Source organism: Melghirimyces thermohalophilus, assembly GCF_900102685.1.
Lineage (GTDB): Bacteria > Bacillota > Bacilli > Thermoactinomycetales > DSM-45169 > Melghirimyces > Melghirimyces thermohalophilus.
In genome coordinates this window covers 1-13,972 of the sequence record NZ_FMZA01000021.1, presented here as the reverse complement: position 1 = coordinate 13,972, position 13,972 = coordinate 1, and the positions used below count along the sequence as shown (strand labels likewise).

Genomic DNA, 13,972 nt, shown 5'->3' with positions numbered 1-13,972 from the left:
ATTTGGATAAGCTATGCTTGGGTGAGGCCTATGAGCTTACTTGGGAAAACTGATCGCTTGGACCGCCCAGCATGGCTTCTGCTGATCATTAACGGGTTGTTTGCGGTTTCTACCGCCATGTCCAATACCTTTGTCAATGTATACTTATGGAAATTGAAACAGGACTTTATCGTGATCGGCCGCTTCAATCTTGCCAGTTACCTGGCGATGGCGATCACGTTTGTACTGGCTGGTCGTCTGGCCAAGCAGCTGGATCGGGTCATCGCCATCCGGATAGGTGTGGCGTTGCAGGCCCTTTTTTATTTGGCCGTGTTGTTTTTCGGTCCCCGATCTGCGGAACTGGTCATTCCTCTCGGTTTTTTTATGGGGATTGGTTCCGGTTTTTTCTGGTTATCTTATCATGTGTTGTACTTTGAAATTACCGAGCGTGATAACCGGGATATTTACAACGGCATCAACGGACTCTTCACCTCGCTGGCCGGCATCGTCGCTCCCCTCTTCTCCGGTTGGGTGATCACCGTCGTCGATCACTTTACCGGATATCGCATCATTTTTGCCATCTCCCTGGCTGTATTCCTGCTGGCGGTCATCATCAGTTTCATGTTGAAGCAGCGGAGTGCTCGGGGCGCTTACCGTTTGCGGGAAATCCTCCGGCTCACCCAACGCCGCGATAACCATTGGTACTGGGTTAATCTCGCCATGATCGCTCAGGGGACACGGGAAGGGTTATTTGCCTTCCTGATCAGTCTCTTGATCTTCGTCTCCACCGGTGACGAGCTGGCGTTGGGGGGCTATCTGACCGCCTCCTCCGTCGTTTCCCTGCTCGCTTATGTGGCGGTGGGCCGGGTCATGCAGCTGAAATGGCGGGATGAAAGTATCCTGTTGGGGGCCGCTATGTCTGGGATCGTGGTTTTGCCGGTGTTATGGGATGTCAATACCTGGACCCTGGTTATTTTAGGGGTAGGGGCGTCCCTCTTTTACCCGGTCTATATGGTCCCACTTACTTCGGCGGTCTTCGATGTGATCGGGGAGAATCAGGATACGGCCCGGTTGCGAGTGGAGTATGTGGTCGCTCGTGAGCTGGCCCTCAATGTGGGGCGGGTGCTCAGTGTTTTGGTCTTTCTTTGGTGGATACGGGAGATGCCGGATCCGGCACAGTTGAAATGGCTGGTGTTACCCGTTGGTTTTGTGCAGTTGATTGCCTGGCTCTCCATCAGGCAGGTTCCGATTTTGGAGCAGGAGTAAATCAGGGATGAATCGAACGAATACAAACATCATTTTCGGGGAGGTTGAAACCATGAAACGGGAAAGACGCCCTCGGGTCCTGGTGAGTCGAAAGATCCCGGAGGCGGGACTGGAGCTGCTTCGCCAACATTGTTCTGTGACAGTGGGCGCCGAGGATGGGATGTTGAAACGGGAAGAGCTTCTGGAACTGATTCAGGATCAAGATGCCTTCCTCTCCATGCTGACTGACCGGGTGGACGGGGAGTTGATGGATGTTGCTCCTGAATTGAAGGTGGTCAGCAACTATGCTGTGGGCTACGACAACATCGATGTCGAAGAGGCAGCCCGGCGGGGAATAGCGGTCACCAACACCCCTGGCGTGTTGACGGAAGCGACGGCGGATCTGGCCTGGGCCCTCTTGATGGATGCCGCCCGTCGAGTGACGGAAGGGGACCGGCTGAATCGGGCCGGCCAGTGGCATGAGTGGGCGCCGATGTTCCATCTGGGAAAAGAAGTGACCGGCTCCACTTTAGGGATTATCGGCTTTGGTCGAATCGGCCGGGCGGTGGCTAAGCGGGCGGCCGGCTTTAACATGAAGGTGGTGGTTCATTCCCGTACCCCGCTCGATCCCGAGGAGGAGAAAAAGTGGGGTGTCACCTTCCTCTCCCTGACCGAGCTCCTTCAGCAGTCGGACTTTGTTTCTATTCACGCCCCTTATACAGAGGAGACTCATCATCTGATTGGAGCAAAAGAGCTTGCCCAGATGAAGTCATCAGCTTATCTGATCAACACCGCTCGGGGGGCGTTGGTGGATGAACCGGCCTTAGTAGAGGCGCTTCAAACGGGAACCATCGCTGGTGCCGGGCTGGATGTGTATGAGGATGAGCCCCGACTCGCTCCCGGATTGAAAGAGTTGGACAACGTCGTTCTGGCCCCGCATTTAGGCAGCGCCACTTGGGAGACACGGCGTGCCATGGCTCTACGGGCGGCGAAAAATATTGTGGCGGAACTAGTGGGAATCGGAGAATCCACTCGTGTTTTGGGTTGATCGCCATCGGTACAAAAGCCACCCCGTACCCAGCAGTAAGACCGGGATGACGGCGGCTCCTCCTTCCAAGCCGAAGGCGCCGCCGGTGATCCAGTTTGGCCCCGTCTCCACTGCGGTCAACAGCGAATCCCGGGAGATCCGTAACCCGGAGACGGGCAAGGAGAGCATATCCTGGGACCAATTCCAGGTGAAATGGATCCCGATCGGCAACCACAATCCTCCGCTGACGTGACGAGCCACCCCTAACAACACCCCGGCCAAAAAAAGATTGACCATGGGCAGCAGGGTGGAGGAAGGGTTTTGGAGATGGAGTGCAGAAAACAAGATAGCGGTGGTAAAGATGCCGCGATAGCTACCCAAGGACCGGGATAGCAATGTCTGCATATAACCCCGGGTAAACACTTCTTCTCCGAAGGCCACGATCAGAAAAAGAAGGGCGGAATAAAGTCCCGGAGTGATGAGCCCGGCGGGTCGTAGCCCTGTGACTTCCAGCCATGGCGTCAACCAGAGCAGGAGAAACAGCCCACCGATCAATACAAGTCCCAACGTGCTTCCATGCAAGAAAGGGCGAATCCACCTGGAGGGGTCCAATCCCATGTCGGTGAAGGGCCTTCTTTCCATATAGCGCCAGGATACATAGGCCGCCAGCACAAAGGCAGCATTCTGGGCGACGGTAAGGGGCAGCGGACCGAGGTCAGGGGAGATCGGGGACAGGAGCAGACTGAATATGAAAAGAGCGGTGATCGCCATCATTAACGTGACCGCCACTTTACCCGTCAGTTGAACCCATTTTAGCATCTCACTCACTCTCCTTTTCCGGTAACAGTATACCCTTTACACGATGCGGAGGCCTCTTTTACGGTGGAAGGATTTGTGATAAGATATCATTCAGTCTCGGGGAACGGGTTTGGAAAATATTTGGGATCTGTGTGAATACGGGCGATTGTATACCGTGGCTTTTTATGCCCAATTTTAGTGTGAAAAGGCATACAAACTGTAACGATGGATCGGGACCATCTGTTTGTCTTTTCAAGGAGGAATCGGTATGGCACAAAAAAAAGAAGTTCTACTTACTGAAGAGGGTTTGGCAAAGGTTAAAGAAGAACTGGAAACCTTTCGGACGAAACGTCGTCAGGAGGTTGCAGAACGTTTGAAAGAAGCGATCGCCCAAGGGGACTTGAGCGAAAACGCCGAATATGACGCAGCCAAGGAAGAGCAGGCGTTCGTGGAATCGCGGATTGTTACCCTGGAAAATATGGTGCGTAACGCCAAAATTATTGACCAGGATACGCAGAATAAACACTTTATCAGTGTTGGAGCCAAGGTAACAATCAAGGAAATGCCCGATGGGGAAGAAGAGACCTATACCATTGTGGGTAGCGCGGAATCGGATCCTCTCTCCGGGAAAATCTCCAACGAGTCTCCGATCGGTGCTGAATTGATCGGGAAGCGGGAAGGGGAAATCGTAGAAGTGCCCGCTCCCGCCGGCCCCATCCAATTTAAAATCGTCTCCATCAATTAAGTCAGTGACTGTCACACCTCCAAGTGTGGCAGTTCTTTGCTGTGTCTGTTGTGGCAAAATTGGTTTCATTCCGAAAGGGGTATGAAGGATGGTCTTAAACGTATCCGGTCTTCTGATCGGCGCCTACGAACAGCAGGAACGGCAGCCGAATCCCTTTGTCGCTTTAGACTTTACTGAGGAAGAAGAGGCTCGGGATGCTACCGGCCGCTTGGCTTCGATGGTGGAATCGCTCACCCTTCACATCGCCTCCCACCCGGAAGGGGATCTCGAGGTAACGGTGACGGGAGGTTCGGAACAAGAGCTGTGCCGGGAAATGGTCTGGAAGGATGACATGTGGCGGTTGTTTATGGAGTTTTTTCGGCAAGGTGAGCGGGTGCTTTTGGGAGGTTCCGTCGGCGGCGTGGTGTTAGAGGATACGCTGATGCCTCTGTCGCGGAAATCGGTCTCTATCGAGGTGTGATGCTCCATCGATAAAGGCGGCCTTGTGGCCGCCTCCCGTTTGTTTCTTTACTGGGCAGCTTTCACCTGATCCGCCAATTGGTGGAGCGAGCGCCTGGTTTTGTATTCAATCCATTGGTGTTGCCGGTTTTTGATTAAGAGTCGAGGGGCCTCCCACAGAGAGGGAGCTGGGGCGATGATCACGTCTTCCACCGGATATCCCACCGGGGTTAAGGGGAGAACCACCGGACGGGGAAAGTGGAACAGAACGTATTGTTGCGGCAGCTCGTCCGAGCTCATTCCACCCATTTGCCGAATCCCTTCCAGCACCCGCTCCAATTCCATCTGCATCGCTCGGTCGACCCGGATAGGGGTTTTTTGCTGCTGCAGGACGCGGTATCCCTCCACTTTTGAAATCTTAGAGGGTGGAAGGTTCCCGGCGTGGGCTTGTGCCGGATAGAAGATCGCTGCAGACAGCAAGCAGATGGTGAACGCACAGGCGAACAGACGTTGAAGGTTCATCCTGATTTCTCCTTTGGATCAGTCTTTTGTCCCAGTTTGCGACAAATCAGGAGGGAGCATACTCGCTACTCTTTGTTTACCCATCGCACCAAAAGGCCGAGCCCTTCAGGGGTGAAGGGCCGTCTGTTCCTTTAGCAGCCGGTGGTGGAAGGAGACCAGTTCGGCTGCCGCCTGGTCCATATCGTCAGATTGAATGTGGAGGACGTATTGATATCGTGCTTGGCTGTATTGGTAACGGGGGTCATAATACTGGGTTAAAAGCGTACGAACCAACGGGCGATACTCCCCCCGTTCCGCCCAATCCCACAACGCTTTGCGAGTGTCTGGCGGCAATCGGCGTTCAATCCGTGAGATCGCACCCATCACCTGTCGTTGGAACTCCTTGGTGGGATGTTGTTGCAGGTAGGTATCCAAAATGTGGTCGACCCGAGAGCTTTCCGAAGCTTCCACCAGCACCGGGATACCGTCATCCTTGGCCTTTACCATAAAATCGGGCAGTTGGACACGGCCGATTCGTTTGCTCTCCGCTTCGATAAATACGTAAGGTTCCTCCCGATACCGCTCCAGTTCCTTCAGGAGCAGCGCATCAAACATGCGCTGGTTGCGGGGATGGGTTTCCCCCAGGCTGCCAAAGGCGGAGCCCCGGTGCCCGGCCAACCCTTCCAGGTCCAACACGGGGACCTCCTGGTCCTGGATTCGGTGAAGAAGCGCCGTTTTCCCCACACCTGTCAAGCCGTGCAACACCACAAACCGGAAGTAGATAGGAATATTTTCCAGACGGTTGACCACGTGTTCCCGGTAGGCACGGTAACCGCCCTCCAAACGAAGTGCAGGTTCGCGGGCTAGATCCAGAAAGGTGGCCATCGACTCGCTGCGCATTCCCCCTCGCCAGCAAAACAACAGAGGGGTGCGCCCGGCCGATTGCTCCAGCATCGCATCCACTAAATGGGGAATTTTTGGGGAGACGATCTCCATTCCCTGGCGGATGGCTGCTTGTTTGCCCTGTTTTTTATAAATGGTCCCGATCTCGGCCCGTTCTTCATTGTCAAACAGGGGAACATTGACTGCACCAGGAACGGTGGCCTCTGCAAATTCCCTCGGGGACCGGACATCGATCCATTGAACGTTCTTTTCTTTTATGGCCTGTTTCACATCGATGTCTCTCATGAGACAGACTTCCCTTCTAGCTGAGCTTGTCCGATCTATTTTATCACATAGCGGTCTGTGAAGAAAAAACGGACTGCTGACATGGAAAAAGCCCAGTTCCGAGGAACCGGGCGCGCGGAATCCCAGTATGGATTGATAACAGCGCAAAGCTACGCCTCATCTCGGGTGGTCGTTTCCCGGTCCAGTTCGGGGCCGTCAAAAGCCTCATCCGCGGGCCGGGTGATAATCGGCTCCAGCGCTTGGATGGGATCCAAATCCTCTGCTTCAGTGAAGGGTGGTGGCTCTGTTTTCTTCCGACGCCGGCTCATAACAAATCCTCCTTCCTATGGGGTCCGTTATTTGGAAGGTTATCCTCGGAAGTAGGGGGACATGCGTCCATTTTATCTAACCTGTTTCTGAGGACAGGATGTCGAAAGGAAGCCGATCCTCTCGAAAGTGTGAACATTTTCTGGTACAATCTAGCTACGTATAGCGGAAGGTGGAAACGAGTGCCCGATCAATTGACGCCCGGGGAGATGGACTCTCTGCAAACTGTGGGGGTGAAGGGGTTCATCACATGGAACCGATAAAGGATGAAAGCGCCAAGATCCACACCTTGACTGACTGGTGGCATAAAAAATGGGTTCGGGTCTCTGTCTGGAGTATCGGTCTGATCGGGATGGTTCTCTTTCTCATCGTGAACCTCTTGATCTCAACCCGGGATGTCGATGCGCTGGAAGCCGCTTCCCCGCAGCCGACGCTCATTCTGGATCGACAGGGGAATGTGGCCAGTAAAATTTCCACCTCCCCATCCGAGGCGATCCATTTGGAGGATCTGCCGGATCACATGATTCAGGCGGTAGTCGCCATTGAAGACCGCCGCTTTTACCAGCATTCTGGTATGGATTACTGGGGTACGCTTCGTGCGGCGATCGCTAACCTTCGCCAAGGGACGATTGCCCAAGGCGGCAGTACCATCACCCAACAGTTGACAAAAAATATATTTTTGACCCACGATCGCACCTACAAAAGAAAGGTGAAGGAGATTCTCCTGGCTAAAAAGGTGGAGCGCACTTATACAAAAGATGAAATTATGGAGATGTATCTCAATACCATCTATTTCGGCGAAGGTGCCTGGGGGGTCAAAAAAGCGGCCCAGATCTACTTCGGAAAAGAGCCGAAGGAGTTGACTGTCGGGGAGTCGGCGCTGCTTGCTGGAATGATCCGATCGCCCTCTTCCTTGTCTCCCTTCAAACATTTCAACCAAGCGATGGCCCGGCGGGATGTGGTGTTAAACCGCATGGAAGAGGAAGGGTTTCTCGACGAGGCAAAAATGGCTCAGGCCAAAAAGAAGGATATCGTGCTTCAAGGGCAGCAGCCGGATGATTACCGCGGGCGGTACCCCTCTTACGTGGATGCGATCATCCAGGAGGCGACTCAACGTTACGGCTTGACGGAAAAAGAAGTGCTATCTGGTGGCTTGCGCATTTATACGGAGTTGGACTCTACCATGCAACAAGCGGCCGAGAAAGTAACCAGCCAGAGGGAGCTGTTCCCGAAGGGAAGCGATGACCAACCGGTTCAGAGCGGCAGCGTACTGTTGGATCCAAAGACGGGGGGCATCCGGGCCTTAGTCGGCGGACGAGGGAAACACGTTTTCCGCGGATTTAACCGGGCCACCCAACTGCAACGGCAGCCAGGGTCGGCGATGAAACCCCTCTCTGTCTATGCTCCCGCCCTCGCCGCCGGTTACGACCTCGATGCGCGACTGAAAGATCAACCGATGAGCTTCGGAGATTACACACCGTACAATTACGATGATCAGTATCTCGGCGAGGTTACCATGTATGAAGCTCTGGTCGATTCACGCAACGTGCCGGCAGTCTGGCTGCTGGACCAAATCGGAGTGGATCAAGGCGTTCGTTTTTCTAAAGCATTTGGTATTTCCTTGACGCAGGAGGACCATCAGTTGGGGTTGGCCCTGGGCGGATTAAACAAAGGGGTCTCTCCCTTGGAAATGAGTCAAGCTTATGCCGCCTTTGCCAATAATGGGATAATGGTGGATGCCCACACCATCCGTCGGGTGGAGACGGTCGAGGGTGACACCCTGGGCAAATGGTACAAGAAGTCCGTTCGCGTCACGCAGCCGAAGGTGGCCCAACACATCACTTATATGCTGCGCGGGGCGGTCCAGGAGGGAACAGGGAAGAAGGCCCAGGTTCCCGGACGTCCCACCGCCGGTAAGACGGGGACCACCCAGCTGCCCGGAGGGGAGCGGGAGGGAGCCAAGGACCACTGGTTCGTGGGTTACACCCCCAACCTGGTGGGAGCCGTCTGGATCGGCTACGACCAGACCGACTCGGAACACTATCTGACCGGTTCCAGTGGTTCGACGGCGGCGGTGGTGTTCCGGGAAATGATGTCGAAAGCCTTAGCCGACCGACCGGTGGGAGCCTTCGATTTGGATGCGGTAAAATGGAAAGAGCCGCCCCGAGTGGAACGGGAGGACAAAGAGGAGAAAGAGAACGAATCGTTACAGAAGAAGTTACGGGAATGGGAGAAACAGAAGGATGAGCTCTCCGAGCGATGGAAAGAGAAAAAGCAGGAATGGAAAGAGAGGCTGGGAGAATGGAAGAAGGGCTAGCCTCTCCTGCCCGGTTTTCCTCACGGGGAGAACCGGCCGCTTCCCTTTGCATTTCCGTTAACCCTTCTGTTATTTTGACAGCACGATGGAAAAAAGGGGAGAATATCATTGTTTGAGGATTTTTTTTCAAATCTGGTAGGGGGGTTCGCCCGTCTGGTGGTCGGCGGTTTTTTGATTTGGATGGTCTTTATCCTGTTTCTCTTTTTCAAGGAACTGTTTACGCCGGGTGATATCCAGATTCGGGACTACCTTTACCGTGCTTGGAAAAGATTTTTATTTTCCTTTGAACTGTCCGCCTACGGCGGAATGATTGTGGCGCCGATCATGATGCAAAAAAGCGAGGAGGAAGTGGCCCAATATACGGTGATGATGGTGTTGGCGATCCTCGCATCGGCTCTATTTCTATATATTCGGTACCAGAGCGGCCGATTATTCGGCTTTCGACGTCGTTGACAGATCCCACCCGGTTGTCCGCCGGGTTCTTTTCATTTCGCCGCTTATCCGAAAGGTTCATGACATTCCTTTACTTTGCTAGTCAATTAAGAGATAATACAAGATAAAATTATTTTTTAATAACTGCTGGGTGAGTGGGATATGCCGATTGAGAAATTACTGGATATCGTGGGTCAATATCTGAAAAAAGAAGAGCTGGAACAGGTGGAGAAAGCTTACCTTTTTGCCGCGGAAGCTCACAAAGGGCAGACCCGCAAATCCGGTGAAGAATATATTCATCATCCGGTGGCGGTTGCTGGGATTCTGGCGAACCTGCAAATGGATGTCACCACCCTGACCGCTGCTATTCTCCACGATGTGGTGGAAGATACCGGTGCCACGCTGGAAATGATAGAGGCGGAATTCGGGGAGACCGTCGCCCAGATCGTGGATGGTTTGACCAAGCTGAAAAAACGGATGAAATATAAATCCAATGCGGAACATCAAGCGGAAAATCATCGGAAAATGTTTGTGGCCATGGCGCAAGATATCCGGGTGATTTTGATCAAACTGGCCGATAGGCTGCACAACATGCGGACGCTTCGCTATCTTCCCGAGGCGAAACGGCGCCGGATCGCCCAGGAAACCCTGGAGATCTTCGCTCCCCTCGCCCACCGGCTGGGGATTTCGACGATCAAGTGGGAGCTGGAAGATATTGCCCTCAGAAACATGAATCCGCAGCAATATTACCGGATCGTCAACCTGATGAAGCAAAAGCGAGAAGAACGGGAGAAATATTTGGAAGAAGTGATCGCCACGATCCGTCAGCGACTGGAAAATATGGACATTTCCGCCGATATTTCCGGTCGACCGAAGCACATTTACAGTATCTACCGGAAAATGGTGAAGGATCACAAACAGTTTAATGAGATTTATGATCTGTTGGCGGTCCGGGTTATCGTCAACTCCATCCGGGATTGCTATGCCGTGTTGGGCATCATCCACACCATCTGGAAGCCGATGCCTGGCCGGTTTAAAGATTATATCGCCATGCCGAAGGCCAACTTATACCAGTCGCTGCACACCACAGTGATCGGTCCCAAAGGGGAGCCGATCGAGGTGCAGATCCGGACCCGGGAGATGCACCGTATCGCGGAATACGGCATCGCCGCCCACTGGGCTTATAAATCTGGCAGCCAGCCGGGTGAAAGCTCCTTCGACGAGAAGCTGAAAATGTTCCGAGAAATCCTGGAACATCAGCAAGAGACGCAAGATGCCCGGGAGTTTGTGGAAAACTTGAAGATGGATTGGTTTTCTGATGCGGTTTTCGTCTTCACGCCGAAGGGGGATGTGCTGGAATTACCGGCTGGATCGGTTCCCTTGGATTTTGCCTACCGTATCCACACAGAAGTGGGAAACCGTTGCATCGGTGCTAAAGTGAACAACAAGATCGTCCCCCTGGAGCACAAGCTGAAAACCGGGGACATTGTGGAAATCCTCACTTCTAAGCACAGTTACGGACCGAGCCGGGATTGGCTGAAGTTGGTCAAATCTTCCCAGGCTCGGAATAAGATCCGAAACTGGTTTAAAAAGGAGCGGCGTGAGGAGAGCATAGCGAAGGGACAGGAAATGATCGAGGCCTCCCTCAAAAAACAGGATTTTGATCCCGCTACAGTGTTAAACAGTGAACGGCCTAAGGAAGTGGCTGATAAATTTAACTTTCCCGATGAAACGGATATGTTTGCCGCCGTCGGTTATGGAGGCATCTCCGCCGCCCAGGTGGTGAACCGGTTGACTGAGGGGCTTCGTCAGGAAGAGGAGAAACCCTTGGTTCTCCCCGATGTCAAAGCGATGCCGACACGTCGGAGACGATTGGGTGACGGCGTTCGGGTCAAAGGCGTCGACAACTTGCTGGTCCGCCTCTCCCGGTGCTGCAATCCGGTGCCCGGTGATGATATCAAAGGCTTCGTCACCCAGGGACGGGGCGTATCGGTGCACCGCTCCGATTGCCCCAACCTGCAGGGAGTTGAGGAAGGCCGGATGGTTCCGGTGGAATGGGAAGGCGTTCCCGACCAGTTTTACAATGTGGATATCGAAATCTCCGGCTTGGATCGCGATGGCCTCTTAAACGAGGTGTTGCAGGCAGTTGCTGAGACTCGGGTGACGCTGATCGCAGTCAGTGGAAAGGCCGACCGGCGGGGGATGGCCAAAATTAATATGACCATCGCCATCCGGAACATCAACCATCTGCAATCGGTAGTGGATCACATCAAAAAGGTGCATGATATCTACAGTGTGCGCCGCATCATGCAATAGGTCGAGCCAAGAAGGGGGAAGTTTGTGCGGATTGTGATTCAACGGGCCAAAAAGGCCCGTGTAACCGTTGATGGTAAGACAACAGGCGCTATCGACCATGGCTTGGTTTGCCTGGTCGGGGTGACTGAAGGGGATGGAGAAGAGGATGTCCGTTACCTAGCGGACAAATTGGCCCATTTACGCATCTTTGAGGATGAGCAGGGGAAGATGAATCATTCCCTGCTGGATGTAGGTGGGAGTGTTCTGTCGGTCTCCCAGTTTACCTTGTACGGAGACTGTCGAAAGGGACGTCGCCCCAATTTTATGGCGGCCGCTCCACCAGACGTGGCTGAAAAATGGTATGAGCGATTGAATGAGGAGCTAAAAGCTCACGGCGTACCAGTGGAAACCGGAGTGTTCGGGGCGATGATGGAAGTGGAGCTAACCAATGACGGTCCGGTTACTCTGATCCTGGAAAGCAAAAAATAAGCGAGATGAAAAGGTTGTCTGTGCTATAATAACCGTAAAATGATAAGCAGAGGACAAGGAGGACATCAAACTTATGCCCAATACCAGCCAGTCCATCGAACAACTGGCCGTAAACACCATCCGCATGCTGTCGATCGACGGGGTGGAAAAGGCCAATTCTGGGCATCCGGGGATGCCAATGGGTGCGGCCCCCATGGCATATACGCTCTGGTCCCGTTTTATGAAGCACAATCCGGCCAATCCGGATTGGTTCAACCGGGACCGGTTTGTTTTGTCCGCCGGCCACGGTTCCATGCTGTTGTACAGCCTTCTCCACCTGTTCGGCTACGATCTCCCGATGGAGGAGCTGAAAAATTTCCGCCAGTGGAAGAGTGCCACACCGGGTCATCCGGAATACGGTCACACTCCCGGTGTCGAAGCGACTACCGGGCCGCTGGGGCAAGGAATTTCCAACGCGGTCGGCATGGCGATGGCGGAAGCCCATCTGGCGGCTGTCTATAACCGGGAACGTTTTCCAGTGGTGGATCATTACACGTACACGATCTGCAGTGATGGGGATCTGATGGAAGGGGTGGCATCGGAAGCCGCTTCCCTGGCCGGCCATCTGCGCCTGGGGAAACTGATCGCCCTTTATGATTCCAACGATATCTCCCTGGACGGGCAAACCGCCCACGCCTTCACCGAAAATGCGGCCAAGCGATTTGAAGCCTACGGTTGGCAAGTGCTGCGCGTCGAAGAGGAGAACAACCTGGAGGCGATCGCCTCCGCCATCGAAGAGGCGCAGAAGGAGACCACCCGTCCCACTCTGATCGAGGTGAAGACCACGATCGGCTACGGAAGTCCCAATCTCGCCGGCACCCATGAAGTGCATGGAAAAGCGATCGGTGCCGATGAAGCGGCTAAGGTGCGGGAAGCTTATGGATGGAAATGGGACGAGCCTTTCTTCGTTCCGCAAGAGGTGCGGAGCCATTTTGCTGAACTGAAGGCAAAAGGAGCCCGGGCCCAGTCGGAATGGGACGAACTCTTTGCCGAATACAAACAGGCCCATCCCGAGTTGGCGGAGGAGCTGGAACGGGCGATGCGCGGGGAGCTGCCCGCAGGCTGGGACCAGGAACTTCCTCGTTACGAGACCGGGGAAAAGATCGCCACCCGTGCCGCCTCCGGTGATGCCCTCAACGCACTGGCCAAGACCGTTCCCAACCTGTTTGGTGGCTCGGCTGATCTCGCTTCCTCCAACAAGACCACATTGAAGGAGGAAAAGGTTTTCCACGCCGAGGATTACTCCGGGCGCAATGTCTGGTTCGGGGTGCGAGAGCATGCCATGGGCGCCGCCCTGAACGGGATGGCCTATCACGGCGGACTGCGCCCCTTCGGCGGCACCTTCCTCGTCTTTTCCGATTACATGCGGGGCTCGATCCGTCTGTCGGCTTTGTCAGGCCTCCCCGTCCTATACGTGCTGACCCATGACAGCATCTCTGTCGGCGAAGACGGCCCTACCCATGAACCGGTGGAACAGGTCCCCTCCTTGCGGCTGATTCCCAACCTCCAACTGTTCCGCCCTGGGGATGCTAACGAAACCGTGGCAGCCTATCGGCATGCCCTTACCCGGAACGACGGGCCAGTGGCTCTCGCTCTCAGCCGCCAAGGCCTGCCCGTCCTGGAAGGAACCGCGGACAAAGGGTTCGATGGAGTGGCCAAGGGTGGCTATGTGCTGGCGGATGCTGACAACGGCGATCCCGATGTCATCTTGATCGCCACCGGCTCGGAACTGAGTCTGGCTGTCAGCGCCCAAAAACAGTTGAAAGAACAGGGAGTGCAAGCGCGCGTAGTCAGCATGCCCTGCCGGGAACTTTTCGACCAACAATCGGAGGATTACCGGGAATCGGTCCTTCCTTCCAATGTGAAAGCCCGGGTGGTCGTGGAAGCGGCCCACCCCTCCGGCTGGGAGAAATACACCGGTGATCAAGGGGCCATCGTGGCCATCGACACCTTCGGCGCCTCTGCCCCCGGCGGTCAAGTGATGGAGGAGTACGGATTCACCGTAGACAACGTGATCCAACATGTAAACCGCGTATTGAAGGGATAAAGAGCAACCCAAAAAAAGCCCCCAGCTGAACATGATGTGCACCCCTTAAAGTAGACACAGGAAAAACCCCCTGTGAACGGAACTACTTTTAAGGGGTGTTTTCATGGCGAAAAAAGGACAGAAGTT

General features: G+C 54.3%; 13 protein-coding genes. 9 read left to right on the top strand and 4 right to left on the bottom strand.

Features of this window, described 5'->3' with window-relative positions:
- Window positions 1-30: 30 nt before the first annotated feature.
- Both BLP91_RS13965 and BLP91_RS13960 read left to right on the top strand, forming a co-directional pair.
- Window positions 31-1,245, top strand: coding sequence for an MFS transporter (locus tag BLP91_RS13965; protein WP_091572378.1), 1,215 nt, complete (start codon window positions 31-33; stop codon window positions 1,243-1,245).
- Between the two features lie 52 nt (window positions 1,246-1,297).
- Window positions 1,298-2,272, top strand: coding sequence for a 2-hydroxyacid dehydrogenase (locus BLP91_RS13960; RefSeq protein ID WP_091572495.1), 975 nt, complete (start codon window positions 1,298-1,300; stop codon window positions 2,270-2,272).
- On the opposite strand, the gene BLP91_RS13955 is transcribed toward BLP91_RS13960, so the two are convergent.
- On the bottom strand, window positions 2,234-3,070 hold the full coding sequence (locus BLP91_RS13955; protein ID WP_091572375.1) for a CPBP family intramembrane glutamic endopeptidase: 837 nt from the start codon (window positions 3,068-3,070) through the stop codon (window positions 2,234-2,236). The genes BLP91_RS13960 and BLP91_RS13955 overlap by 39 nt on opposite strands.
- A gap of 247 nt (window positions 3,071-3,317) precedes the next feature.
- On the opposite strand from BLP91_RS13955, the gene greA reads away from it, so the two are divergent.
- Together greA and BLP91_RS13945 are read left to right on the top strand one after the other, a co-directional pair.
- On the top strand, window positions 3,318-3,794 hold the full coding sequence (greA, locus tag BLP91_RS13950; RefSeq protein WP_091572373.1) for a transcription elongation factor GreA: 477 nt from the start codon (window positions 3,318-3,320) through the stop codon (window positions 3,792-3,794).
- An 88-nt stretch (window positions 3,795-3,882) separates the two neighbouring features.
- Window positions 3,883-4,254 (top strand): hypothetical protein, encoded by a 372-nt coding sequence (locus BLP91_RS13945; protein WP_091572371.1) that lies wholly within the window; start codon window positions 3,883-3,885, stop codon window positions 4,252-4,254.
- A 47-nt stretch (window positions 4,255-4,301) separates the two neighbouring features.
- Here BLP91_RS13945 and BLP91_RS13940 read toward each other — a convergent pair whose 3' ends face one another.
- From BLP91_RS13940 to BLP91_RS16795, 3 genes are all read right to left on the bottom strand, one after another.
- The gene (locus tag BLP91_RS13940; RefSeq protein WP_091572368.1) at window positions 4,302-4,754 is read right to left on the bottom strand and encodes a hypothetical protein; all 453 of its coding nucleotides are present in this window, start codon (window positions 4,752-4,754) and stop codon (window positions 4,302-4,304) included.
- A 105-nt stretch (window positions 4,755-4,859) separates the two neighbouring features.
- Window positions 4,860-5,921, bottom strand: coding sequence for a tRNA 2-selenouridine(34) synthase MnmH (gene mnmH, locus BLP91_RS13935; RefSeq protein ID WP_091572365.1), 1,062 nt, complete (start codon window positions 5,919-5,921; stop codon window positions 4,860-4,862).
- A 149-nt stretch (window positions 5,922-6,070) separates the two neighbouring features.
- The gene (locus BLP91_RS16795; protein ID WP_176757995.1) at window positions 6,071-6,229 is read right to left on the bottom strand and encodes a hypothetical protein; all 159 of its coding nucleotides are present in this window, start codon (window positions 6,227-6,229) and stop codon (window positions 6,071-6,073) included.
- Window positions 6,230-6,486: 257 nt separating this feature from the next.
- Between BLP91_RS16795 and BLP91_RS13930 the strand changes: the two genes are divergently transcribed.
- The 5 genes from BLP91_RS13930 to tkt all read left to right on the top strand — a co-directional run bounded on the left by BLP91_RS13930 (window position 6,487) and on the right by tkt (window position 13,846).
- Window positions 6,487-8,544, top strand: a complete 2,058-nt coding sequence (locus BLP91_RS13930; RefSeq protein ID WP_425412233.1) for a transglycosylase domain-containing protein — start codon at window positions 6,487-6,489, stop codon at window positions 8,542-8,544.
- 108 nt (window positions 8,545-8,652) lie between these two features.
- Window positions 8,653-8,997 carry a hypothetical protein gene (locus BLP91_RS13925; protein ID WP_091572360.1) on the top strand — a complete coding sequence of 115 codons (345 nt, stop codon included), beginning with the start codon at window positions 8,653-8,655 and terminating at the stop codon, window positions 8,995-8,997.
- 123 nt (window positions 8,998-9,120) lie between these two features.
- Complete coding sequence (locus BLP91_RS13920) at window positions 9,121-11,292, top strand: RelA/SpoT family protein (protein ID WP_425412232.1); 2,172 nt, start codon at window positions 9,121-9,123, stop codon at window positions 11,290-11,292.
- A 24-nt stretch (window positions 11,293-11,316) separates the two neighbouring features.
- Window positions 11,317-11,760, top strand: coding sequence for a D-aminoacyl-tRNA deacylase (dtd, locus tag BLP91_RS13915; RefSeq protein ID WP_091572355.1), 444 nt, complete (start codon window positions 11,317-11,319; stop codon window positions 11,758-11,760).
- Window positions 11,761-11,833: 73 nt separating this feature from the next.
- Entirely contained in the window at window positions 11,834-13,846 is a 2,013-nt protein-coding gene (tkt, locus tag BLP91_RS13910) for a transketolase (protein ID WP_091572353.1), read from the top strand.
- Window positions 13,847-13,972 lie beyond the last annotated feature (126 nt).

What these genes read in the sequence shown, in the direction of transcription:
- BLP91_RS13965 (WP_091572378.1), top strand. Translation starts at nt 31, where the DNA reads ATGAGCTTACTTGGGAAAACTGATCGCTTGGACCGCCCAGCATGGCTT.
- tkt (WP_091572353.1), top strand. Translation starts at nt 11,834, where the DNA reads ATGCCCAATACCAGCCAGTCCATCGAACAACTGGCCGTAAACACCATC.
- BLP91_RS13945 (WP_091572371.1), top strand. Translation starts at nt 3,883, where the DNA reads ATGGTCTTAAACGTATCCGGTCTTCTGATCGGCGCCTACGAACAGCAG.
- BLP91_RS13955 (WP_091572375.1), bottom strand. Translation starts at nt 3,070, where the DNA reads ATGCTAAAATGGGTTCAACTGACGGGTAAAGTGGCGGTCACGTTAATG.
- BLP91_RS13960 (WP_091572495.1), top strand. Translation starts at nt 1,298, where the DNA reads ATGAAACGGGAAAGACGCCCTCGGGTCCTGGTGAGTCGAAAGATCCCG.
- mnmH (WP_091572365.1), bottom strand. Translation starts at nt 5,921, where the DNA reads ATGAGAGACATCGATGTGAAACAGGCCATAAAAGAAAAGAACGTTCAA.
- BLP91_RS13940 (WP_091572368.1), bottom strand. Translation starts at nt 4,754, where the DNA reads ATGAACCTTCAACGTCTGTTCGCCTGTGCGTTCACCATCTGCTTGCTG.
- greA (WP_091572373.1), top strand. Translation starts at nt 3,318, where the DNA reads ATGGCACAAAAAAAAGAAGTTCTACTTACTGAAGAGGGTTTGGCAAAG.
- BLP91_RS16795 (WP_176757995.1), bottom strand. Translation starts at nt 6,229, where the DNA reads ATGAGCCGGCGTCGGAAGAAAACAGAGCCACCACCCTTCACTGAAGCA.